This window comes from Streptomyces thermocarboxydus, assembly GCF_024760485.1.
Lineage (GTDB): Bacteria > Actinomycetota > Actinomycetes > Streptomycetales > Streptomycetaceae > Streptomyces > Streptomyces cellulosae.
Genome location: NZ_CP058273.1, coordinates 494,098 through 513,453, shown reverse-complemented (window position 1 = coordinate 513,453; position 19,356 = coordinate 494,098). Strand labels below are relative to the sequence as shown.

At 72.3% G+C, this 19,356-nt stretch carries 22 protein-coding genes; 13 read left to right on the top strand and 9 right to left on the bottom strand.

What is annotated here, in order from left to right; translation table 11 throughout:
- Window positions 1-238: 238 nt before the first annotated feature.
- The 4 genes from AY578_RS02350 to AY578_RS02335 all read left to right on the top strand — a co-directional run bounded on the left by AY578_RS02350 (window position 239) and on the right by AY578_RS02335 (window position 4,271).
- Window positions 239-1,144 (top strand): glycoside hydrolase family 19 protein, encoded by a 906-nt coding sequence (locus AY578_RS02350; protein WP_136237253.1) that lies wholly within the window; start codon window positions 239-241, stop codon window positions 1,142-1,144.
- A 96-nt stretch (window positions 1,145-1,240) separates the two neighbouring features.
- Window positions 1,241-2,620: a phosphoinositide-specific phospholipase C-related protein gene (locus AY578_RS02345; protein WP_258901902.1), complete on the top strand. Its 1,380-nt coding sequence runs from the start codon at window positions 1,241-1,243 to the stop codon at window positions 2,618-2,620.
- A gap of 101 nt (window positions 2,621-2,721) precedes the next feature.
- Window positions 2,722-3,114, top strand: coding sequence for a VOC family protein (locus AY578_RS02340; RefSeq protein ID WP_019526789.1), 393 nt, complete (start codon window positions 2,722-2,724; stop codon window positions 3,112-3,114).
- A gap of 38 nt (window positions 3,115-3,152) precedes the next feature.
- The gene (locus tag AY578_RS02335; RefSeq protein WP_258907199.1) at window positions 3,153-4,271 is read left to right on the top strand and encodes an adenosine deaminase; all 1,119 of its coding nucleotides are present in this window, start codon (window positions 3,153-3,155) and stop codon (window positions 4,269-4,271) included.
- Here the strand turns inward: AY578_RS02335 and AY578_RS02330 are convergent.
- Both AY578_RS02330 and AY578_RS02325 read right to left on the bottom strand, forming a co-directional pair.
- Window positions 4,235-4,750, bottom strand: a complete 516-nt coding sequence (locus AY578_RS02330) for a mycothiol transferase (protein ID WP_019526787.1) — start codon at window positions 4,748-4,750, stop codon at window positions 4,235-4,237. The two genes, AY578_RS02335 and AY578_RS02330, sit on opposite strands and share 37 nt — an antisense overlap.
- Before the next feature lie 14 nt (window positions 4,751-4,764).
- Window positions 4,765-5,661 (bottom strand): LysR family transcriptional regulator, encoded by an 897-nt coding sequence (locus tag AY578_RS02325; protein ID WP_258901901.1) that lies wholly within the window; start codon window positions 5,659-5,661, stop codon window positions 4,765-4,767.
- A 138-nt stretch (window positions 5,662-5,799) separates the two neighbouring features.
- Here AY578_RS02325 and mgrA point away from each other — a divergent pair, with 138 nt between their 5' ends.
- Together mgrA and AY578_RS02315 are read left to right on the top strand one after the other, a co-directional pair.
- Window positions 5,800-6,792 carry an L-glyceraldehyde 3-phosphate reductase gene (gene mgrA, locus AY578_RS02320; RefSeq protein WP_019526785.1) on the top strand — a complete coding sequence of 331 codons (993 nt, stop codon included), beginning with the start codon at window positions 5,800-5,802 and terminating at the stop codon, window positions 6,790-6,792.
- A gap of 312 nt (window positions 6,793-7,104) precedes the next feature.
- Entirely contained in the window at window positions 7,105-7,515 is a 411-nt protein-coding gene (locus AY578_RS02315) for a hypothetical protein (RefSeq protein WP_136237251.1), read from the top strand.
- Between the two features lie 17 nt (window positions 7,516-7,532).
- Here AY578_RS02315 and AY578_RS02310 read toward each other — a convergent pair whose 3' ends face one another.
- A complete protein-coding gene (locus AY578_RS02310) occupies window positions 7,533-8,792 on the bottom strand; it encodes a streptophobe family protein (RefSeq protein ID WP_078504661.1) in 1,260 nt (419 codons plus the stop codon).
- A gap of 637 nt (window positions 8,793-9,429) precedes the next feature.
- Between AY578_RS02310 and AY578_RS02305 the strand changes: the two genes are divergently transcribed.
- A complete protein-coding gene (locus AY578_RS02305; protein ID WP_028960293.1) occupies window positions 9,430-9,885 on the top strand; it encodes an ATP-binding protein in 456 nt (151 codons plus the stop codon).
- A 72-nt stretch (window positions 9,886-9,957) separates the two neighbouring features.
- Here AY578_RS02305 and AY578_RS02300 read toward each other — a convergent pair whose 3' ends face one another.
- The gene (locus tag AY578_RS02300; protein WP_019526781.1) at window positions 9,958-10,845 is read right to left on the bottom strand and encodes a SigB/SigF/SigG family RNA polymerase sigma factor; all 888 of its coding nucleotides are present in this window, start codon (window positions 10,843-10,845) and stop codon (window positions 9,958-9,960) included.
- Between the two features lie 382 nt (window positions 10,846-11,227).
- Between AY578_RS02300 and AY578_RS02295 the strand changes: the two genes are divergently transcribed.
- Window positions 11,228-11,614, top strand: a complete 387-nt coding sequence (locus tag AY578_RS02295) for a helix-turn-helix domain-containing protein (RefSeq protein WP_026244117.1) — start codon at window positions 11,228-11,230, stop codon at window positions 11,612-11,614.
- 30 nt (window positions 11,615-11,644) lie between these two features.
- On the opposite strand, the gene AY578_RS02290 is transcribed toward AY578_RS02295, so the two are convergent.
- Both AY578_RS02290 and AY578_RS02285 read right to left on the bottom strand, forming a co-directional pair.
- The gene (locus AY578_RS02290) at window positions 11,645-12,247 is read right to left on the bottom strand and encodes a ClpP family protease (protein WP_019526779.1); all 603 of its coding nucleotides are present in this window, start codon (window positions 12,245-12,247) and stop codon (window positions 11,645-11,647) included.
- Window positions 12,247-12,900, bottom strand: coding sequence for an ATP-dependent Clp protease proteolytic subunit (locus AY578_RS02285; RefSeq protein ID WP_161108566.1), 654 nt, complete (start codon window positions 12,898-12,900; stop codon window positions 12,247-12,249). The genes AY578_RS02290 and AY578_RS02285 overlap by 1 nt, the downstream gene beginning before the upstream one ends.
- A 212-nt stretch (window positions 12,901-13,112) precedes the next feature.
- Here AY578_RS02285 and AY578_RS02280 point away from each other — a divergent pair, with 212 nt between their 5' ends.
- The 4 genes from AY578_RS02280 to AY578_RS02260 all read left to right on the top strand — a co-directional run bounded on the left by AY578_RS02280 (window position 13,113) and on the right by AY578_RS02260 (window position 16,776).
- Complete coding sequence (locus AY578_RS02280; RefSeq protein ID WP_019526777.1) at window positions 13,113-13,598, top strand: VOC family protein; 486 nt, start codon at window positions 13,113-13,115, stop codon at window positions 13,596-13,598.
- A 599-nt stretch (window positions 13,599-14,197) separates the two neighbouring features.
- Window positions 14,198-14,992 carry a VOC family protein gene (locus AY578_RS02270; RefSeq protein WP_258901890.1) on the top strand — a complete coding sequence of 265 codons (795 nt, stop codon included), beginning with the start codon at window positions 14,198-14,200 and terminating at the stop codon, window positions 14,990-14,992.
- A 30-nt stretch (window positions 14,993-15,022) separates the two neighbouring features.
- The gene (locus AY578_RS02265) at window positions 15,023-15,730 is read left to right on the top strand and encodes a ribonuclease H family protein (protein WP_258901889.1); all 708 of its coding nucleotides are present in this window, start codon (window positions 15,023-15,025) and stop codon (window positions 15,728-15,730) included.
- Between the two features lie 62 nt (window positions 15,731-15,792).
- Window positions 15,793-16,776 carry an aldo/keto reductase gene (locus AY578_RS02260; RefSeq protein WP_026244116.1) on the top strand — a complete coding sequence of 328 codons (984 nt, stop codon included), beginning with the start codon at window positions 15,793-15,795 and terminating at the stop codon, window positions 16,774-16,776.
- A 13-nt stretch (window positions 16,777-16,789) separates the two neighbouring features.
- On the opposite strand, the gene AY578_RS02255 is transcribed toward AY578_RS02260, so the two are convergent.
- Complete coding sequence (locus AY578_RS02255; RefSeq protein ID WP_028960291.1) at window positions 16,790-17,131, bottom strand: hypothetical protein; 342 nt, start codon at window positions 17,129-17,131, stop codon at window positions 16,790-16,792.
- A gap of 139 nt (window positions 17,132-17,270) precedes the next feature.
- Here AY578_RS02255 and AY578_RS02250 point away from each other — a divergent pair, with 139 nt between their 5' ends.
- The gene (locus AY578_RS02250) at window positions 17,271-17,768 is read left to right on the top strand and encodes a DUF6328 family protein (protein ID WP_136237244.1); all 498 of its coding nucleotides are present in this window, start codon (window positions 17,271-17,273) and stop codon (window positions 17,766-17,768) included.
- Window positions 17,769-17,791: 23 nt separating this feature from the next.
- On the opposite strand, the gene AY578_RS02245 is transcribed toward AY578_RS02250, so the two are convergent.
- Entirely contained in the window at window positions 17,792-18,217 is a 426-nt protein-coding gene (locus AY578_RS02245) for an SsgA family sporulation/cell division regulator (protein WP_019526771.1), read from the bottom strand.
- A gap of 103 nt (window positions 18,218-18,320) precedes the next feature.
- Complete coding sequence (locus tag AY578_RS02240; RefSeq protein ID WP_019526770.1) at window positions 18,321-19,292, bottom strand: LLM class F420-dependent oxidoreductase; 972 nt, start codon at window positions 19,290-19,292, stop codon at window positions 18,321-18,323.
- Window positions 19,293-19,356 lie beyond the last annotated feature (64 nt).

Sequence of the window (19,356 nt, the reverse complement as noted above, 5' to 3'; positions counted from 1 at the left end):
TGGGCGGGGTCGCCGGACTGTCGCCGGGAAAGGGGCCTCCGGCCCAACGGCATGTACGCGCCACCGTGACTGGTCCAGACCCTTGACTGGTACAGACCAAAGCGCTTGAGTGTGCTCCACACCCCCCACCACGGCCGCCCCCACGCCGTGACCGGCCCCGCCGGCGCGTGCGGGCGAGGCCTCGCCCCGGCATGTCCTCGTCGCGGGAGCGGCCGTGTTCTGCGAAGGAGTTGATCCCTTGTCGAGACGCCGTACCGCCGCCGTCACCGCCGCCCTCGTCCTCGCCGGAAGCGCACCGATGCTGCTTCCCGCCGCTGCTACCGCCACCACCGCCTCGGCCGCCGCCGCGTGTTCGAGCTACCCCGCCTGGGTCGCCGGACAGTGGTACGAGGCCGGCGCGATCGTCCGTTACACCGACGGCAAGGCGTACATCGCCGAGCACGCCAACCCGGGCTACGACCCGATCATCAGCACCTGGTACTGGGAGCCCTACGCCTGTGACAACGGGCCGGGGACACCCGTCGGGAACTTCGTCGTGACCGAGGCGCAGTTCAACCAGATGTTCCCGAACCGGAACCCCTTCTACACGTACAGCGGCCTCACCGCCGCGCTCAGCGCCTACCCCGGCTTCGCCAACACCGGCAGCGACACGGTGAAGAAGCAGGAGGCCGCCGCCTTCCTGGCCAACGTCAGCCACGAGACCGGCGGTCTGGTGCACGTGGTGGAGCAGAACCAGGCCAACTACCCGCACTACTGCGACTGGGGCCAGCCGTACGGCTGCCCGGCCGGTCAGGCCGCCTACTACGGCCGCGGCCCGATCCAGCTGAGCTGGAACTTCAACTACAAGGCCGCGGGCGACGCGTTGGGCATCGACCTGCTCAACAACCCCTGGCTGGTGCAGAACGACGCGGCCGTCGCCTGGAAGACCGCCCTCTGGTACTGGAACACCCAGTCAGGACCGGGCACCATGACCGGTCACGCCGCCATGGTGAACGGGGCCGGATTCGGCCAGACGATCCGCAGCATCAACGGCTCCCTGGAGTGCGACGGCAGGAACCCGGCGCAGGTCCAGAGCCGGGTGACGAAGTACCAGCAGTTCACGCAGATCCTCGGGACGACCCCCGGCGGCAACCTGTACTGCTGACGCGAACGGCACGGCGTGGTGTCATGCACCTGACCTAACTCCGGGGCGGGCCCCGCCTTGATGCACGGCCCGCCCCTGACGGACGAAGGGAACCGCATGCGCACCCCCCACGCCCTGCTCGCCACCGCCGTCACGACCGCCGCGCTCGCCGCGGCGGCCGTGACACCCGCGCCCGCCGCGGGCGCCGACGCCGTGCCGCCGCCGGGCACGTACTACGTCCAGAGCGCGGTCACCGGCCTCAACGCCGCCGACGCCTCCGGGACCGTCGAACAGCACCGCCCGCGCGGCAACGAGGACCGCCAGCAGTGGACCCTGCGCCCCGACGGCGCCGACCACCTGCTGGAGAACACCGACAGCCCCGGCGCCTGCCTCGGCCGCGCCGGCGACCAGGCACGCACCGTCTCCTGCACGGCGGCCGACGCGCGCTGGCGGATCACCCCGCTCGGCGCGGACCGGTACGCGCTCGCCGCCCCCGGCACCGACCGGCACCTCACCGTCGCGCCCAAGCCCGCAGGCGCCACCCACCCGGCGCCGCTGACCGTCGGCACCGGCGCCGGCGACCTCGCCGCCTGGTACCTCACCCCCACCGACGCGCCCGGCGGCCCGATGCCGCCGCGCGAGCAACGCACCCTGGACCAGGTCACGTTCCTCACCGCCCACAACGCCTACGCGAACGGCGTCGACGGCGGCTACGCCCCGCCCTTCGTCGACCTCTTCCCCAACCAGATCCGGGGGATCGAACAGCAACTCCGCGACGGTGTGCGCGGGTTCATGCTGGACATCCACCAGACGCCCGACGGTGCCATCCTCTGCCACAACAGCTGCACCCTGGTCCGCAGACCCGTAGCCCTGTGGGTCGACCTCCAGCGGATCACCGACTTCCTGCGCGCCCACCCGGACGAGTTCGTCACCGTCTTCCTGGAGGACTACGTCGACCCGGGAGTCCTGCGCGCCGAACTGGACCGCGTGCAGGGGCTGTCGGACGTGCTCTACCGCCCCGACCGCACCGGCGTGCGGGAGAACGGCTGGCCCACGATGGGCGAACTCGCCGCCGACGGACACCGGTTGCTGATCTTCACCGACCACAGCAGGGACGCCGACCGCTCGGCCGGGCTGACCCGGGACACCTTCGGCGTGATGTACCAGCGCGAGTGGACCGTCGAGAACTACTGGTCCATGGGACCGGGCGTCGGCTCCTCCGACTGGTCCTGCTACAGCCGCTGGTACGACGCGAACACCACGATCCCGCTGACCCGCACCGAGTACGGCTTCCGGCCCCTCTTCGTCATGAACCACTTCCGGGACGCCGCGGTCGCCTCCACCGCGACCACCGACAACGCCAAGCTCGCCGACCGCGCCCGCCGCTTCTGCCGGCCGGCCGCCCGCAAGAAGCCCACCTATCTCGCCGTCGACCGCTACGACCTGGGCAACCCCACGGCCGCAGTCGACGCGCTGAACACCTCCACGTACCCGTAGGCCGACCCACGGTCCCGCCCTGGCACGGCAGCCGGGGCGGGACTGGCGTTTCCCGCAGTTTTACGTATAACCTCTCCGGTCAACCCCTGCGAGAGGTGACGATGAGACGCATTGCCCTGGTCACCCTCGTCGTCCACGACTACGACGAGGCGATCCGCTTCTACACCGAGGCCCTCGGCTTCCGGCTCGCCGAGGACGCGCCCCGTCCGGACGGCGGCCGCTGGGTCGTCGTCGAGCCCGGCCCCGGGCACACCGGCGCCGGCCTGCTGCTGGCCCGCGCCGCGAACGAGGATCAGCGGGCCCGGGTGGGCGACCAGACCGGCGGACGCGTGGGCTTCTTCCTGCACACCGACGACTTCGCCCGTGACCACGCCCGCATGGCCGCCGCCGGGGTGACCTTCCTGGAGGAGGCGCGCCACGAGCCGTACGGCTCGGTCGCCGTCTTCCAGGACCTCTACGGCAACCGCTGGGACCTGCTCCAGCCCGCCGTCTGATCCACACCATGACCCACCACGCCGAGGAACCGCACGCCATGTCATCTACGCGCATAGACGCCGCCACGATCCGCCGCCTCCCCAAGGCGGTCCTGCACGACCACCTCGACGGCGGCCTGCGCCCGGCCACGGTCGTGGAACTGGCCGAGGCCGTGGGCCACACGCTGCCCACCACCGACCCGGACGAGCTCGCCGCCTGGTACGTGGAGGCCGCCAACTCCGGTGACCTGGTGCGCTACATCGCCACCTTCGAGCACACCCTCGCCGTGATGCAGACCCGCGAGGGCCTGCTGCGCACCGCCGAGGAGTACGTCCTCGACCTCGCCGCCGACGGCGTCGTCTACGGCGAGGTGCGCTACGCCCCGGAGCTGAACACCCGCGGCGGGCTCGCCATGGCCGAGGTCGTGGAGACCGTCCAGGAGGGTCTGGCGGCCGGCATGGCCAAGGCGGCCGCAGCGGGAACGCCCGTGCGGGTGGGCACGCTGCTGTGCGGCATGCGGATGTTCGACCGGGTCCGCGAGGCCGCCGACCTGGCCGTCGCCTTCCGGGACGCCGGCGTCGTCGGCTTCGACATCGCCGGCGCCGAGGACGGCTTCCCGGCCGCCGACCACCTCGCCGCCTTCGAGCACCTGCGGCGCGAGAGCGTGCCGTTCACCATCCATGCCGGCGAGGCCCACGGGCTGCCCAGCATCCACCAGGCCGTCCAGGTGTGCGGCGCCCAGCGCATCGGCCACGGCGTGCGCCTCACCGAGGACATCCCGGACCTCGCGGGCGGCAAGCTCGGCCGGCTCGCCTCCTGGGTCCGCGACCGCCGCATCGCGCTGGAGATGTGCCCCACCTCCAACATCCAGACCGGCGCCGCCACCTCGATCGCCGAGCACCCCGTCACCCCGCTGAAGGACCTCGGCTTCCGCGTCACCGTCAACACCGACAACCGTCTGGTCTCCGGCACCACCATGACCCGCGAGATGACCCTGCTGGCCGAGCAGGCCGGCTGGACGGCGGAGGACCTGCGCACGGTCACCCTGAACGCGGTGAAGAGCGCGTTCCTGCCGTACGAGGAGCGCGTCGCGCTGATCGAGGACGTCGTCCTGCCGGGTTACGACGCCGTGCTGTCAGGTCACGACGCCGCGCTTGGAAGCAGCCCGCGGGCGTAGGCGGCCTGTCCGACGTGCTGGAGGTCGTCGGACAGGACGCTGACCAGCCGTACGCCCAGGGTGACCGGCGGGTCCCAGTTCTCGTCGACGACGCGTTCCAGGTCCTCCGCGGTGAGCGTCCGCAGGACGCCGAGGGTCTGCGCGTGGACGGCGTCGTGGTAGCCGGTCAGCAGGTCGGGGGAGTCGACGCGCACCTTGGCGACCTGCGCAGGGGTGTGTCCGAACCCGGTCGCGCCGCGCGGCAGCCCGAGACCGAACCGCTTCTCCCAGCCGTCGGCCAGCCACACCTGCTCCAGGCCGAAGGCGTCCGCGACGTGGTCGTCCTGGATCCGGGTGAGGTGCCACACCAGCCACGCGATGCTGTTGGCCTCGGGCGTGGGCCGGGCGGCGAGCTCGTCGGGTCCGAGACCCCCGACGGCGGCGTGGACCTCTTCCCGGATACGGCCGTAGCCGTCGATGAGGATGTCCTTGGCATGCATGCCTTAAGACTCGCTCAGGTTCCGGCGTCACGCGCCCCGGTCTCCAGCAGTTCCATCAGCGCCCGCGCCGCCGGACTCGTGGCGCGCGGCGACGGCACCAGCGCCACCGTCTCGTACGCGGCCTCGCCCGTGTCCTTCAGCGGGAGCGCGGTGAGCGAGGGGCGCTTGTGCCGGAAGTGGCTCGGCACCACGGCCACGCCGAGGTTCTCGTCGACCAGGTCGAGCAGGCTGTGCACGTCGTTCACCTCCAGCGCCACCGTGCGCCGTACGCCCGCGACCGCGAACGCCGCGTCGGTGGCGCGGCGCGGCCCCCAGTCGGGGTGGAAGTCGACGAACACCTCGTCGGCCAGGCCCCGCGGGGTGACCGGCGCCCCGGCGCGGGCCAGCCGGTGGTCCGGGTGGCACAGCACCGTCACCGGCTCGCCGGTCAGCGGCACCACGCGCAACTGGTCCGGGTCGGCGTCGACGCGGTAGGCGAAGGCGAGGTCCAGCCGCCCGGCCGCGACCTCCTCGGCGAGCGCGGCCGAGCCCCACTGCCGCAGCCGTATCTCCACGTCGGGGTGGCGCCGGCGGAACGCGGCGAGCAGCTTCGCCACGTCCACCCCGGCGATGCACTGCTCCGTCCCCACCGCGAGGGTGCCGCGCAGCACCCCCTGCACCGCGGCCACCGCCTCGTGCGCGGCCCGCACCTGTGCCAGGATGCGTTCGGCCTCCGCGAGCAGCGCCCGCCCCGCCTCGGTGAGCGTGACCCTGCGGGTGGTCCGCACGAACAGCGGCGTCTGCAGCTCCCGCTCCAGCGCCCGGATGGACGCCGACAGGCCCGACTGGGAGACCATCAGCCGTTCCGCCGCACGGGTGAAGTGCTGGTCCTCGGCGACGGCCACGAAGTGCTGGAGATGGCGCAGTTCCATGATTGAGAAGCGTAGCCGCTGAATTTCATCGGATTCTTCTGTTGGACCACTCCCCGCAGGTCACGACAGAGTGGACGGGCGGTCCGACGAACCGCCACGACGAATGTCATGACGTGTGCCAACCCCTCTGGAGTCGCGTTGTACACCGCACACCCCGACCGTTACGCGGACATGCCCTACCGGCGCACCGGACGCAGCGGCCTGAAGCTCCCCGCGCTCTCGCTCGGCCTGTGGCACAACTTCGGTCCCGACCGACCGGCCGAGACCCAGCGGGCCATCCTGCGGCGCGCCTTCGACCTGGGCGTCACCCACTTCGACCTCGCCAACAACTACGGCCCGCCGCCCGGCGCCGCCGAGTCCGCCCTGGGCGAGGCCCTGAAGACCGACTTCGCGGGGTACCGGGACGAGCTGGTGATCTCCACCAAGGCGGGCTACCTGATGTGGCCGGGCCCGTACGGCGAATGGGGTTCGCGCAAGTACCTGCTGTCCTCGCTGGACCAGAGCCTCAGCCGCATGGGCCTGGACCACGTCGACATCTTCTACTCGCACCGCTTCGACCCGGACACCCCGCTCGAGGAGACGATGGGCGCCCTGCACACGGCGGTGCAGCAGGGCAAGGCGCTCTACGTCGGCGTCTCCAACTACAACGCCGAGCAGACCCGTGAGGCCGCCCGCATCCTGGGTGAGCTGGGCACCCCGCTGCTGATCAACCAGCCGCGCTACTCCATGCTCGACCGGCGCCCGGAGGACGAGGGACTGATGGACGCCCTCGACGAGCTCCAGGTCGGCTCCATCGCCTACTCCCCGCTGGAGCAGGGCCTGCTGACCTCCCGCTATCTGGACGGCATCCCCGAGGACTCGCGCGCCGCCGGCGACAGCCCGTTCCTCAACACCGACGCCCTCACCGAGGAACTGGTGGGCCGGCTGCGCGCGCTCGCCGACATCGCCTCCGAGCGCGGGCAGAGCCTGGCGCAGATGGCCCTGTCCTGGGTGCTGCGCGGCGGACGCCTCACCTCCGCCCTGGTCGGTGCGAGCAGCCCGCAGCAGCTGGAGGACAGCGTGGCCGCCACCCGCAACCTCGACTTCTCGGCGGAGGAACTGGCGCGGATCGACGCGATCGTCAAGCAGTAGTAGGCAAGCAGTAGTAACGGCATTCGGTCACCGGCCGTCGTCCCCGTCCCGGGGGCGGCGGCCGGTGCGTTCGTGTGACGGAGGGCCGGCCACCTCGGACGATGCGCCCACCCGTGCCGTTTCGGCCAGGAAGCCGCGTGCATATGCCAGGAGACTGGCCGGAAACACATGGTGACAGTGTTTCAGCGGTGAACATACTCGACAACGAGAGCGCTTCACACCGAGCGACGGCGCCCTCACGCACAGCACGCGAGCCACGGAGCGGGCAGCCGGCCCGGAACCGGCGGGCGAGCACGCAGCGGGGGAGGGAACGTGCACGACGAATTCCTGTGCCACGTGACGGCGTACGGGATCTGTGACGGCCGCCGCATCGGCGTGCCGCTGGGCACCTACCGGGCGCCGACCCTCGCACTCGCCCTGTGGTGGCTGCGCGACCGCGCCCTGTGGATCGCCGAGCGCCTCGACCCGCAGCCCGAGTCCGCGCACTTACCCCCGGGCGCGCTCGTCCCCGTCGCCGACGACGTGACCGACGTGCCCACCGTGCTGCGCACCTGGTGCGGCGACACCGACCGGCAGGAGGAGGTGGCCGAGGCGCTCGCCGCCGGACGCATGGTGCGGGTCGCCACCGGCGACGACACCACCGAGTACGAACTCCTCGCCGAGTCCGTCGACGCCCTGCGGATGCAGCGGGCCGCGCGGGGTCTCGGCGTTCCGGTCGCCTGAGACAGCCCGCCCTCCCTTCAGCGCCCCCGCCGCCGCAGGCCCTTGACGGCCCACGCGCCCGCGAAGCCCGCGACCAGGCCCCACAGCAGGGCCAGGCCCAGTGCGCCCCAGAGTTGTGGCTCCAGCAGCACCTGCCCGGTCAGGCCCTCGCCCAGGTCGCCGATGCCGAGCACCGACAGACCGATCCGCGCGGAGATCCGGGCCGTCGGCCCGATCATCAGCACCGTCAGGGCCAGCGCCACCGCCAGCCGCAGAGCGTGCTGCCAGGGCGGCACCCGGGAGGGAGAGGTCGCCGCCATGAAGCAGGCCGCGGCCACGACCAGCACCGCGGCGCCCACCAGCAGCCACCACCAGCGGCCGCCGTCGTGGTCGACGAGCGTGCCCAGGTTCAGCTCCGAGACGTCCGGGGTGCGCAACACCTCGTCCAGCACCTGCGGCATGGGCAGCCCGAACGGCCCCTCCACCCTGCCCTCCCAGGTCGCCCCCAGCCCCACGGTCAGCCCCAGCCAGGCCACGTTGGGCAGCCCCAGCAGGATCACGGCGAACGTCTCGGCGGTGTGTCCTTTCGTGGCGGCCACGACGAGCGCGACGACGAGCGCCACGGCCACGGCGGCGAGCAGCAGCCCCAGCGCCGCGCGTGCGGCGGGGCGCGCGCCCGCCTGGAACCGCATGAGCTCGGGCGGCAGGGGCGCGCCGTGTGACACCAGGATCGCCACGACCAGTACGCCCGCGAGCCAGACCAGGCCGATCAGTACGGTCGGCAGTACATCGGCGGCGAAGCCGACCGTCGGTTTCACCCCGAAGAGTTCGCCCAGGTCGCCGAGGAGGTCGTCCCCCAGGGACACCTCGAACGTGCGGCGGGCGGCCAGGGCCAGACCGAGGACGGCGAGCAGCCACAGGACGGCGATGCGTGCCGCCCATCCCGCGAGTGCGGGGGCGCCCACCACCGTGCGGCGGTTGAGCGGACGGAGGAAGAACCAGCCGAGGAGGAGGGCGCCGGTGAGGGTGACGGTCAGGGGGATCACCGTCAGGCCGCCCTCGGTGCCGGCCAGGCCGCCGGCGTCCCCTTCGAGCCGTACCGTGCCGCCGACGGCGAGGACCATGACGGCGGCGAGCACCGGCCCGAAGGCGCCCTCCGGGAGGTCGGCGGCGCCGGCCGCCCAGATCCCCAGCGCGGCCACGACGGCCATGGCGGCGAGCGAGGCGACCACTGCGGCCAGGGCGGGGATCCAGCCGTGGAGGGGGGAGCGGGGAGGGGAAGGGGAGTGTGCGCTCACGAGGGCACGCTAAGCAGCGGGGGCGTGGGGCGCCCGCCGACGGGGTCCGTCCGCGCGGTCGCCTCCGGCGGGTGCGGGCGGTCCGTGGCTGGTCGCGCAGTTCCCCGCGCCCCTTTCAGGGCGGAGGCGGTTCCTCGTCAGCGGCGGGTAGCGCGACACGCTCGACGGTCGCCGGGGTGGCGGGGCTGTTCGTCGCCGGGTGCGGGCCGTGCGTGGCTGGTCGCGCGGTTCCCCGCGCCCCTTTCAGGGTGCACGGGCTGCGGGCAGTCGTGCCGCTTGGGGCGGCACGGGTGGGCGCAGGCGGCACCTCGTCAGCGGGGAGTAGCGCGACACGCCCGACGGTCGCCGGGGTGGCGGGGGCTGTTCGTCGCCGGGTGCGGGTCGGCGGGGGCTGGTCGCGCAGTTCCCCGCGCCCCTTCAGGGCGCAGACGGTACCTGCGGGGCTGGTCGCGCCGTTCCTCGCGCCCCGAGGGGCGTTTCCGGCGCGGGCGCTGAAAGGGGCCCGCGCGCCCCGGCAGGCATACCCCCACCCCCCACGGGGAAGCCGAATCCCGATCAGTGGGACTGCCCCGCCAGACTCGGGGTACCAGGACCGGTGCGGATCGTCCGGCCGACCCGGCGTCGCAGAGGGAAACGCATGACCTATCGCTTGGACGGGGTAGTGATACCGACTGGTTTCGACGTGCCCGTGGAACCGCTGCGGCGGGCGGCACACTTCACCGGCGAGCCGGGCTGCATCGCCGAGTCGCGGCATTTCGCGGCGCAGTTCCTCGATCAGCTGAGGACCGAGTGGTGCGCCGCGATCGGCGTCAAGGCGGAAGGAGCCGTACTGCTGGTGGTGAGCGAGCTGGTCACCAACGCCGACCGGCACAGCGACGGGCCGTACATCCTGGAGCTCGAGGGCACGGACACCACCCTCACGGTGGCCGTCTACGACAGCAACGGCACCCTGCCCCGTGTGTTCCCACGCGACCCGGAGCGGATCGGACGTCACGGCCTCGAGATCGTGCGCGCGATCGCGCGGGACGTCGGCGTGGAGCGCGTACCCGTGGGCAAACGCGTCCGCGCGGTGATCGACCTCACCGGCGGCTGAACAAAAACATCAGTTTCTACTGCAGCGCCCCTGAACCCCGTCAGGGGCGCCTTCGGCGTGCCGTGGGCACGGTCAGGCGCAGCCCAGCTCCCCGAGCATCCCCGCCCGCAGCCGCGCGATGATCCGCTTGATCAGCCGCGACACATGCATCTGCGAGCACCCCAGCCGCTCGCCGATCTCCGCCTGCGTGATCTCCTCCACGAACCGCATGTGCAGGATCTCGCGGTCCCGGTCGCTCAGCTCCGCCATCAGGGGGGCCAGCGTGTGGAAGTCCTCCACCAGGGCCAGCCGCTCCTCCTCGACGCCGATGAAGTCGGCGAGGACGGCCTCCCCGTGCTCGGGGCCGTCGCCGGTGAGGGCGGCGTCCAGGGAGGAGGAGTTGTAGCCGTTGGCGGCGATCTGCCCCTCGACGACCTGCTGCTCGCTGATGTTCATCAGGGTCGCCAGCTCGGCGACGGTGGGCTCGCGGTCCAGCCGGCTCGACAGCTCCTCGCGGGCCCTGGCCAGCTCCACGCGCAGCTCCTGCAGCCGCCGCGGCACGTGCACGGCCCAGGTGGTGTCACGGAAGAAGCGCTTGATCTCACCGACGATGTACGGCAGCGCGAAGGAGGTGAACTCGACCTCGCGCGACAGCTCGAACCGGTCGATGGCCTTGATCAGGCCGATCATGCCGGTCTGCACGACGTCGTCCATGTCGTCGCCCCGGCCGCGGAACCGCCCGGCCGCGAAGCGCACGAGGGACATGTTCATCTCGATGAGGGTGTTGCGTGCGTACTGGTACTCGCGGGTGCCTTCCTCCAGCTCCGCGAGACGGCGGAAGAACTGCCGGGAGAGCTCCCGGGCGTCGCGGGGGGTGACGGCGCGCGGATCGGCGGGGTCGTGAAGATCCTCGCCCTCGGTACCGGTCCCGGTGCGCCCGTCGGCGGTCCGCTCCTGCGATCGGATCACGGCGGTCCTCATTGCCCTCTCCCCACGAACGTCATGGCTGCCACGAGACTGGAGCACCCGAATACCCCGGTTCCGCGGACCTATGCCGGTCGGTTTTCGCCGTGCCGGAAAGCGCGGACCGCTCGGAGGAGACGCGGTGCGCACCGGCCGTCACGCCTGTCGTCGGATGGTACGGCCGACGGTGCGACGCGGCACCATCAGGGCGGAGGAAGTTCGTCCGTTTTTTCGCGCCGCTCAGGGCTTCACTCAGGGCGGAATCCCGCTCCCTTGCCCGCGGGAGCGGGATTCCTAGGCTGGGGATGTGACCGATCTCGCGCCGCACAAAGCCCCGCACAAAGCCCCGCACAAAGCCCCGCACAAAGCGTCGACCGACGCCGCGGACCAAGCCCGCGTCATCCCCCTGCGACCCGGCCCGGCCCCCTCGGGCCCGCAGGACCCGCCCGCCGCCACGCCCAGAGAGCCGCTGTGGCGGCACCTCGTCGGGGACGTGCTGCGCAAGGAGCGGCAGGCCCAGGAGCGCACCCTCAAGGACGTCGCCGACGCGGCGCGGATCTCCATGCCCTATCTCTCGGAGGTGGAGCGCGGCCGCAAGGAGGCCTCCTCGGAGGTCCTCGCGGCCGCCGCCGGAGCGCTCGGCCTGGGCCTCGGCGACCTGCTCGCCCGTACCCACGCCGAGCTGGTCCGGGTCACCTCGCGCCGCTCCGCCGTCCCCACCCGCGCCCTGCGGGGCAACTCCGTCCGGAACACCTCCGCGCACGACGGGCTCTGCCTGGCCGCCTGAGCGGCACGCGCCCCACGGTCCGGCGCCCGCTCACACCAGGGCGGGCCGCCGGGTCAGCACCTCGTCGGCCAGGCCGTACGCCACGGCCTCCTGCGCGGTGAACACCTTGTCGCGGTCCATGTCCGCCCGCAGGGTCGCCACGTCGTGGTGCGTGTGCCGGGCCAGCACCTCCTCGACCTGCGCCCGGATCCGCGTCATCTCCTTCGCGCGCAGCGCCAGGTCCGACGCCGTCCCCTGCATTCCGCCGGAGGCCGGCTGGCCGAGCAGCACCCGCGCGTGCTCCAGCACGAACCGCCGCCCCGGATCCCCGCCGGCCAGCAGCACCGCCGCCGTGGATGCCGCCTGCCCCACGCAGAACGTGGAGATCGGGGCCCGTACGAACGTCATGGTGTCGTAGATCGCCATGAGCGAGGTGTACGAGCCGCCGGGGGAGTTGAGGTACACCGCGATCTCGCTCTCCGGCGCCTCCGACTCCAGGTGCAGCAGCTGCGCGACGACCACGTTGGCCACGCCGTCGTCGATCTCCGTGCCCAGGAAGACGATCCGCTCGGCCAGCAGCCTGCTGAACACGTCGTAGGACCGCTCGCCGCGCGCGGTGCGCTCGACGACGTTCGGAATCGTGTACGTCCCCATCAGCGCAGCCCCATCCTCGGTTTCGTGGCCGCCGGACGGACGTCGTCCAGCGAGTCCAGCACCTGGTCGACCATTCCGTACGCGCGGGCCTGCTCGGCCGTGAACCAGCGGTCCCGGTCGCCGTCCCGCGAGACGGTCTCCGGGGTCTGGCCGGTGTGCTCGGCGGTGATCCGCTCGATGGTCCGCTTGGTGAACTCCAGGTTCTCCGCCTGGATCTCGATGTCGGCGGCGGTCCCGCCGATGCCGCCCGACGGCTGGTGCATCATGATCCGCGCGTTCGGCAGGGCGTAGCGCTTGCCGGGCGTGCCGACGCACAGCAGGAACTGCCCCATACTGGCCGCGAATCCCATGGCCAGGGTGGCGACGTCGTTGGGGATCAGCCGCATCGTGTCGTAGATGGCGAGCCCGGCGTGCACCGAGCCGCCGGGGCTGTTGATGTACAGGCTGATGTCGGTGCGCGGGTCCTCCGCGGACAGGAGCAGCAGCTGCGCGCACACCCGGTTCGCGGACACCTCGTCGACCTGGGTGCCGAGCACCACGATCCGCTGGGCGAGCAACTGGGCCGCGAGGTGGTCGTCGAAGCGGGTCGGCGGGGTGTCGCCGTCCTCCGCCCGGGGCAGGGCCGGCCGCGGGCCGGCGGTGAGTGGTGACATGGACGCTCCCGTGGATCACTGGTCGGAGCACGGCCGGACGGCCGTGTGCGTCCACTGTCGGCGCGCCGGACCCGCCGCCGGGGGAATCTCTGCCCGCGGCAGATTCGCCCACGGCAGAGCGGTCCCGGGGACCACCGATGAGTTCCGCCGCCCCGGCCGGTCTGCACCGGTGACCGCGTTCCCACGAGGGACGCCCCACTCGGGAGGTACTCATGGACACCGACGGATTCACCACCTGCCTCTGGTTCGACGGCCAGGCCGAGGAGGCGGCGCAGTTCTACGTCTCCGTCTTCGACAACTCCAAGCTCGGCGAGGTGGTCCGCAACACCGGCGCGACCCCGGGCGAGGAGGGCTCCGTCCTCACCGTGGAGTTCACGGCCAACGGCCAGAGGTTCGTCGCCCTCAACGGCGGACCGGAGTTCACCTTCAACGAGGCGATCTCCTTCCAGCTCGACTGCGACGACCAGGCGGAGATCGACCACTACTGGGAGAAGCTGGTCGAGGGCGGCGGCGAGCACGGGCCGTGCGGCTGGCTCAAGGACCGCTACGGCGTCTCCTGGCAGGTCAACGCCAAGCGGCTCACGCAGATGATCAGCGACCCGGACCGCGAGAAGGCCGACCGCGCGCTGAAGTCCATGATGACGATGGGCAAGCTGGACCTCGCGGAGCTGGAGAGGGCGTACGCGGGCGAGGCGTGAGGCCGGCGAGGGGCGTGGCCGTGGACCCCGGCAGCTGCGGCCCCCGCCCCACGCCCTCAGCCGGACACGTCGAGGGGCCTGAAGTGGACGGGAAGCCAGGCGTAGCCGTCGCCGGCGTGCGGCGCTCACACCCGAGGAGACCGGTCTGCCGTCCTTCGGGCGGCGCAGGGACCCCGGCTGCCGGAGGGAAGAACTGGCCGACCTCGCGGGCATCGGCGTCACCTGCTGCACCCGCCCGGAGCGGGGGGAGAGCGGCCTTTCGTTTGGATCATCCCGGCGTCGCGGGGTCAGGCACGCACTTCCCCACTGCCCTGAACGGGCGTGGGGGCGCCCCCAGCGGCGTCGTCGTCGGTTGCCAACTCCCCACGCTCGGTTTCGCTCGCGCGGGAGGGACCCCCATCGCGTTGACGCCCTCCTCCGCCTTGCAGCTGCACGCACCAGACCCCGCTCGGGTCGGCGAAGACGCACCGCGCCGCCTTACGGCCAGGCTGATCCGAACGAAAGGCCCCAGCCCCAGGGCCCGTCCCGCGCGCGGGTCCGCCCGGGCGTGGCTAGCGTGAGAGGACGACCGACCACCCGTGACGCGGAGGGCCGCAGCCATGGCCGCACCACCCGAAGGAACCCCCTGCTGGGCCGACGCCGTGTTCGACGACCTCGACGCGGCCAAGGACTTCTACGGTCACGTCCTCGGCTGGACGTTCGGCGAGACTGCGCCCGAGTACGGCGGCTACACACAGGCGTACGTCGACGGCAAGGCGGTCGCCGCCGTCGTGCCGCCCATGCCGGGCCAGTCGGGCACCACGCAGTGGTGCCTCTACCTCGCCGCCGAGGACGCCTCCGCCACCGCGGCCCGCATCCGCGAGAACGGCGGTGAGCTGCTCATGGAGCCGATGCAGGTCGCCGACTTCGGCACGATGTGTCTCGCCCGCGACCCCGGCGGGGCCGTCTTCGGGGTGTGGCAGTCCGGCACCCACGAGGGCTTCCAGGCGACGGAGACCCCGGGCGCGTACGCCTGGGCGGAGGCCTTCACCCGGGAGCCGGAGAAGTCCGACGCGTTCTTCCCGGCCGTCTTCCCTTACCGCTCCGAGCAGCTCGAGGGCGAGATGGACTTCCGTGTCCACAAGCTGGGGGAGCGCCCCGTCCTCGGCCGGATGCGGATGACCGACGACTTCCCGCCCGAGGTGCCGCCGTACGTCAACGTGTACTTCGCCGTCGACGACTGCGACGCGGCCGTGGCCCGGGCGACCGAACGCGGCGGGGTGCTGCGGTTCGGGCCGATGGACTCGCCGTTCGGCCGGTTCGCGGCGGTCAGCGACCCGCAGGGCGCCAACTTCTCGGTCATCGACCTCACCACCACCAAGGGCGAGATGCCGGGCACCGCCCCCGTCGGCTGAGCGGAACCGGGACACCCGCCCGGCCATGGCATGATCGGTCGCATGCGTGAACGTGTGGTGGCCGCCTGCGACGGGGCCTCGAAGGGAAACCCCGGACCCGCCGGCTGGGCCTGGGTGATCGCGGACGGCTCCGGGACCCCGGACCGCTGGGAGGCCGGCGCCCTCGGCACCGCCACCAACAACGTCGCCGAACTCACCGCCCTGGAGCGGCTCCTCGCGGCCACCGACCCCGGCGTGCCGCTCGAGGTGCGGATGGACTCGCAGTACGCCATGAAGGCCGTCACCACCTGGCTGCCCGGCTGGAAGCGCAACGGCTGGCGCACCGCCGCCGGGAAGCCCGTCGCCAACCAGGAGCTCGTCGTCCGCATCGACGGCCTGCTCCAGGACCGCTCCGTCGAGTTCCGCCACGTGCCCGCCCACCAGGTCGACGGCGACCGGCTCAACGACTTCGCCGACCGCGCCGCCAGCCAGGCGGCCTCCGCCCAGCAGGACGCGGGCAGCGCGCAGGGCTCGCCCGAGCCGCCGCCGTCCGTCCCGCGCCCGTCCTCGGGCGGTTCCTCCCGCCGCGCCTCGGGCGGCGCCAAGTCCGCCCGCCAGTCCGGGGGTTCGGCCCGCACCATCAAGGCGAAGTTCCCCGGCCGCTGCCCCTGCGGACGGTCGTACGCGGCCGGCGAGCCCATCGCGAAGAACGACAAGGGCTGGGGCCACCCGGAGTGCAGGACGGCCGTCGGCGCCTGAGCCGTCCGGCCGGGCGGGGAGCCACCGGACGCCCGGCCGGGACGGGTGACAGACTGACCGGCATGGAAGAGCGCACTTTCGACAGGTCGGGTCAGCACGCCTCCGTGATCGGCCTCGGCACATGGCAGCTCGGCGCCGACTGGGGCGACGTCGACGACAAGGAAGCCCTCGCGGTGCTGGAGGCCGCCGCGGAGTCCGGCGTCACCTTCTTCGACACCGCCGACGTCTACGGCGACGGACGCAGCGAGCAGACCATCGCCTCGTTCCTGAGCGGACGGCCCGACCTGCATGTGCTGATCGCCACCAAGATGGGCCGCCGCGTCGACCAGATCCCCGAGAACTACGTCCTGGACAACTTCCGCGCCTGGAACGACCGCTCGCGGCGCAACCTGGGCGTCGACCGCATCGACCTGGTGCAGCTGCACTGCCCGCCCACCCCCGTCTACTCCACCGACGAGGTCTTCGACGCCCTCGACACCCTCGTCGAGGAGGAGCGGATCGCCGCCTACGGCGTGAGCGTGGAGACCTGCGCCGAGGCGCTCACCGCGATCGCCCGGCCGGGCGTGGCCAGCGTGCAGATCATCCTCAACCCGTTCCGCATGAAGCCGCTGCGCGAGGTGCTCCCCGCCGCGCGCGAGGCCGGCGTCGGCGTCATCGCCCGTGTCCCGCTCGCCTCCGGCCTGCTGACCGGCAAGTACACCAAGGACACCGTCTTCCCGGAGAACGACCACCGCACCTTCAACCGGCACGGCGAGGCCTTCGACCAGGGCGAGACCTTCTCCGGCGTGGACTGGGCGACCGGCGTCGAGGCCGCCGCCGAGTTCTCCGCTCTGGCCCCCGAGGGCTACACCCCCGCCCAGCTCGCGCTGCGCTGGATCGTGCGGCAGCCCGGCGTCACCACCGTCATCCCCGGCGCCCGCTCGCCCGAGCAGGCCCGCGCCAACGCGGCCGCCGCCCGGCTGCCGGAGCTGTCCGACGCCACCCTCACCGCGATCGCCGACCTCTACGACCGGCGGATCCGCGAGCAGGTGGAGAGCCGCTGGTAGCAGTCAAGGCGCGTCAGGACTCCAGCACGAGCTGACGCTCCTGCTCCTGGTCGCCGGCGGCGGCGCCCTCGTCGCGGGCCGTGAACACCCGCGACAGCGCGTCGCTCGCCCGGCGCACCGCCTCCGGGGTGCCCTGCACGGTGACGGTCACCGGCTCCGACAGGGGCCGGACTCCGTCCTGTCCCGCACCCGTGCCCTCGCCCTCGCCGCCGAACGTCGCCATGCGGACCGTCGCGTCCGTGTCCGAGGGCCGCTCGTCGGGCGGCCCGAACGTGCCTTCCAGCGCTCCGACGACCGCCCGGGCGTCGTCGGCGTTCCCGCCGCTGAGTGTCACGGTGAGCTGGGTGTCCGACATATGTCCCACTTTCGTCCGGCCTGGTCGTGTCGCCGACCGTGTAACCGTGCCCCGGCCCGCCAAACAGGCGGCGCGAGGAGGCTGTCTTTTCGGGGGAAGCGGGGAAACCGACAGGGAAGACCCGATCGAAGGAGGGACCGTGCCGGACGCGGAGCAGGGCGGTAGCAGGCGCCGGGGGCGGAACGAGACCGAGGAGGAGCGGGCGGACCGGATGTGGACCGAGCTCATCCAGGAGGTCCGCGTGGCCCAGATGGGCGTGCAGATCCTGTTCGGCTTCCTGCTGACGGTGGTGTTCACCCCGACGTACGAGGACCTGTCCGGCACCGACAAGACCATCTACATCGTCACGGTGGTGCTGGGCGCCTGCGCGACCGGGGCGCTGATCGGCCCGGTGTCGCTGCACCGGCTCGTCAGCGGACGGCTCATCAAACCGCAGGCGGTGCGGTGGGCCTCCCGGCTCACCCTGCTGGGCCTCGCGCTGCTGCTGGTCACCACCAGCTCGTCGCTGCTGCTCATCCTGCGGGTGGCCACCCACGACGACTATGTGCCGTACCTGGTGGCCGGGGTGGTGTTCTGGTACCTGCTGTGCTGGTTCGGGCTGCCGATCTGGGCCCGCTACCGCCACACCACACGCTGACGCGCGCAAAGGCTCACGAGAGCTCAGCTGTTGGCGAAGACGTCCGCGAGGAAGTCGTCCACCCGGACCTCCTCGCACCCCGGCGGCACCATCCGGTGGGTCTCCGTCAGGAACTCCCCGACGGCCTCCGCCCAGGCGAACACCACCGCGTGGTGCCGGCCGCCGTCGGCTCGCGCCTCGCCCAGGAACTCCATCCGCAGCTCCCGTCCCACACCGCGGGCCTGCGGGTTCAGCCGTACGTCGCCGATGCCGACCGGGCGGCTCAGCCCTTCGGTGACCATCTCCCGGTCCAGCTGCCAGCGCGCCAGCACCCGGCCGTCGAGGGTGAAGACGACCGTGACGGCGAACGGGTCCGACGGGTCGTAGCTCAGGTGGGCGAGCACGGGAAAGCGCTCCGTGTCGCCCGCCTGGAGCTCCACGACCAGGGTCTTGTGCACGAACGAGTTCACGAGGTGCCTCCGGGACGTACCGACGTAGAGCCCTCTAGTACCCCGGATCCCGGCAAGATGCTCCGCCTCCCGGGTGAATCCGTCACACCTCACGCACGGAGGGTCAGCCGAGCGCCTTCCGCAGCGCCGGCAGCAGCGTCTTCTCCGACCAGTCCAGGTACGCCGGCTGCGACTCGCCGCCGACCTGCACCAGGGCGATCTCCGTGAACCCGGCCTCCGCGTACGGGCGGACCGCCTCGACGAAGTCGTCCGGGTCGTTGCCGCAGGGGATGGACGCGGCGACGTCGTCGGGCCGTACGAACTGGGTCGCCGACGCGAAGGAGTCCGGGTGGGGGAGTTCGGCGTTCACCTTCCAGCCGTTGCCGAACCAGCGGAACTGGGCGTGCGCCCGCTCCACCGCCGCGTTCCGGTCGGGGTCGTAGCACACCGGCAGCTGACCCACGCGGGGCTTGCCCTGGCCGCCGTGCTCGTCGAACATCTCCAGCAGCTCCGGCTTCGGCTCGGTGGCGATCAGCAGGTCGGCGTGGTGCCCCGCGAGGGCGCACGACCGCTTGCCCGAGACCGCGATCCCGATCGGCGGCGGCTGGTCCGGCAGGTCCCACAGCTTGGCCGACTCCACGTCGAAGTGCTCGCCCCGGTAGTTCACATGCCCGCCCTCGAACAGCGCCCGGATGATCTCCACCGCTTCCTCGAACATCTCGTGGCGCACGTCCACCGGCGGCCAGCCGCCGCCCACCACGTGCTCGTTGAGGTTCTCGCCGGACCCCAGCCCCAGCCGGAACCGGCCGCCCGACAGCAGCTGCATGGTCGCCGCCTTCTGCGCCACCACCGCCGGGTGGTACCGCTTCGTCGGACACGTCACGTACGTCATCAGCGGAATCCGCGACGTGGCCTGCGCGGCCGCGCCCAGCACGCTCCACGCGTACGGCGAGTGACCCTGCTCCTCCAGCCACGGGAAGTAGTGGTCCGAGGTCACCGAGAAGTCGAATCCCGCCTCCTCGGCGCGCACCACGTGCTCCACCAGCTCCCGCGGCCCGGCCTGCTCGGTCATCATCGTGTACCCGATTCGCACCATGGTGTCCGGGTCCCCCGTGGCGACCGGGGAAAACGGTGGATCACCCGCCGGTGCCCCGGGCAGG

Excerpts from the sequence above, each read along its gene's own strand:
- AY578_RS02280 (WP_019526777.1), top strand. The coding sequence starts at position 13,113 with ATGGACACCGACGGATTCACCACCTGCCTCTGGTTCGACGGCCAGGCC.
- AY578_RS02300 (WP_019526781.1), bottom strand. The coding sequence starts at position 10,845 with ATGAGGACCGCCGTGATCCGATCGCAGGAGCGGACCGCCGACGGGCGC.
- AY578_RS02270 (WP_258901890.1), top strand. The coding sequence starts at position 14,198 with ATGGCCGCACCACCCGAAGGAACCCCCTGCTGGGCCGACGCCGTGTTC.
- AY578_RS02255 (WP_028960291.1), bottom strand. The coding sequence starts at position 17,131 with ATGTCGGACACCCAGCTCACCGTGACACTCAGCGGCGGGAACGCCGAC.
- AY578_RS02340 (WP_019526789.1), top strand. The coding sequence starts at position 2,722 with ATGAGACGCATTGCCCTGGTCACCCTCGTCGTCCACGACTACGACGAG.
- AY578_RS02330 (WP_019526787.1), bottom strand. The coding sequence starts at position 4,750 with ATGCATGCCAAGGACATCCTCATCGACGGCTACGGCCGTATCCGGGAA.
- AY578_RS02290 (WP_019526779.1), bottom strand. The coding sequence starts at position 12,247 with ATGGGGACGTACACGATTCCGAACGTCGTCGAGCGCACCGCGCGCGGC.
- AY578_RS02335 (WP_258907199.1), top strand. The coding sequence starts at position 3,153 with ATGTCATCTACGCGCATAGACGCCGCCACGATCCGCCGCCTCCCCAAG.
- AY578_RS02260 (WP_026244116.1), top strand. The coding sequence starts at position 15,793 with ATGGAAGAGCGCACTTTCGACAGGTCGGGTCAGCACGCCTCCGTGATC.
- AY578_RS02240 (WP_019526770.1), bottom strand. The coding sequence starts at position 19,292 with ATGGTGCGAATCGGGTACACGATGATGACCGAGCAGGCCGGGCCGCGG.
- AY578_RS02305 (WP_028960293.1), top strand. The coding sequence starts at position 9,430 with ATGACCTATCGCTTGGACGGGGTAGTGATACCGACTGGTTTCGACGTG.
- AY578_RS02325 (WP_258901901.1), bottom strand. The coding sequence starts at position 5,661 with ATGGAACTGCGCCATCTCCAGCACTTCGTGGCCGTCGCCGAGGACCAG.
- AY578_RS02345 (WP_258901902.1), top strand. The coding sequence starts at position 1,241 with ATGCGCACCCCCCACGCCCTGCTCGCCACCGCCGTCACGACCGCCGCG.
- AY578_RS02265 (WP_258901889.1), top strand. The coding sequence starts at position 15,023 with ATGATCGGTCGCATGCGTGAACGTGTGGTGGCCGCCTGCGACGGGGCC.
- AY578_RS02285 (WP_161108566.1), bottom strand. The coding sequence starts at position 12,900 with ATGTCACCACTCACCGCCGGCCCGCGGCCGGCCCTGCCCCGGGCGGAG.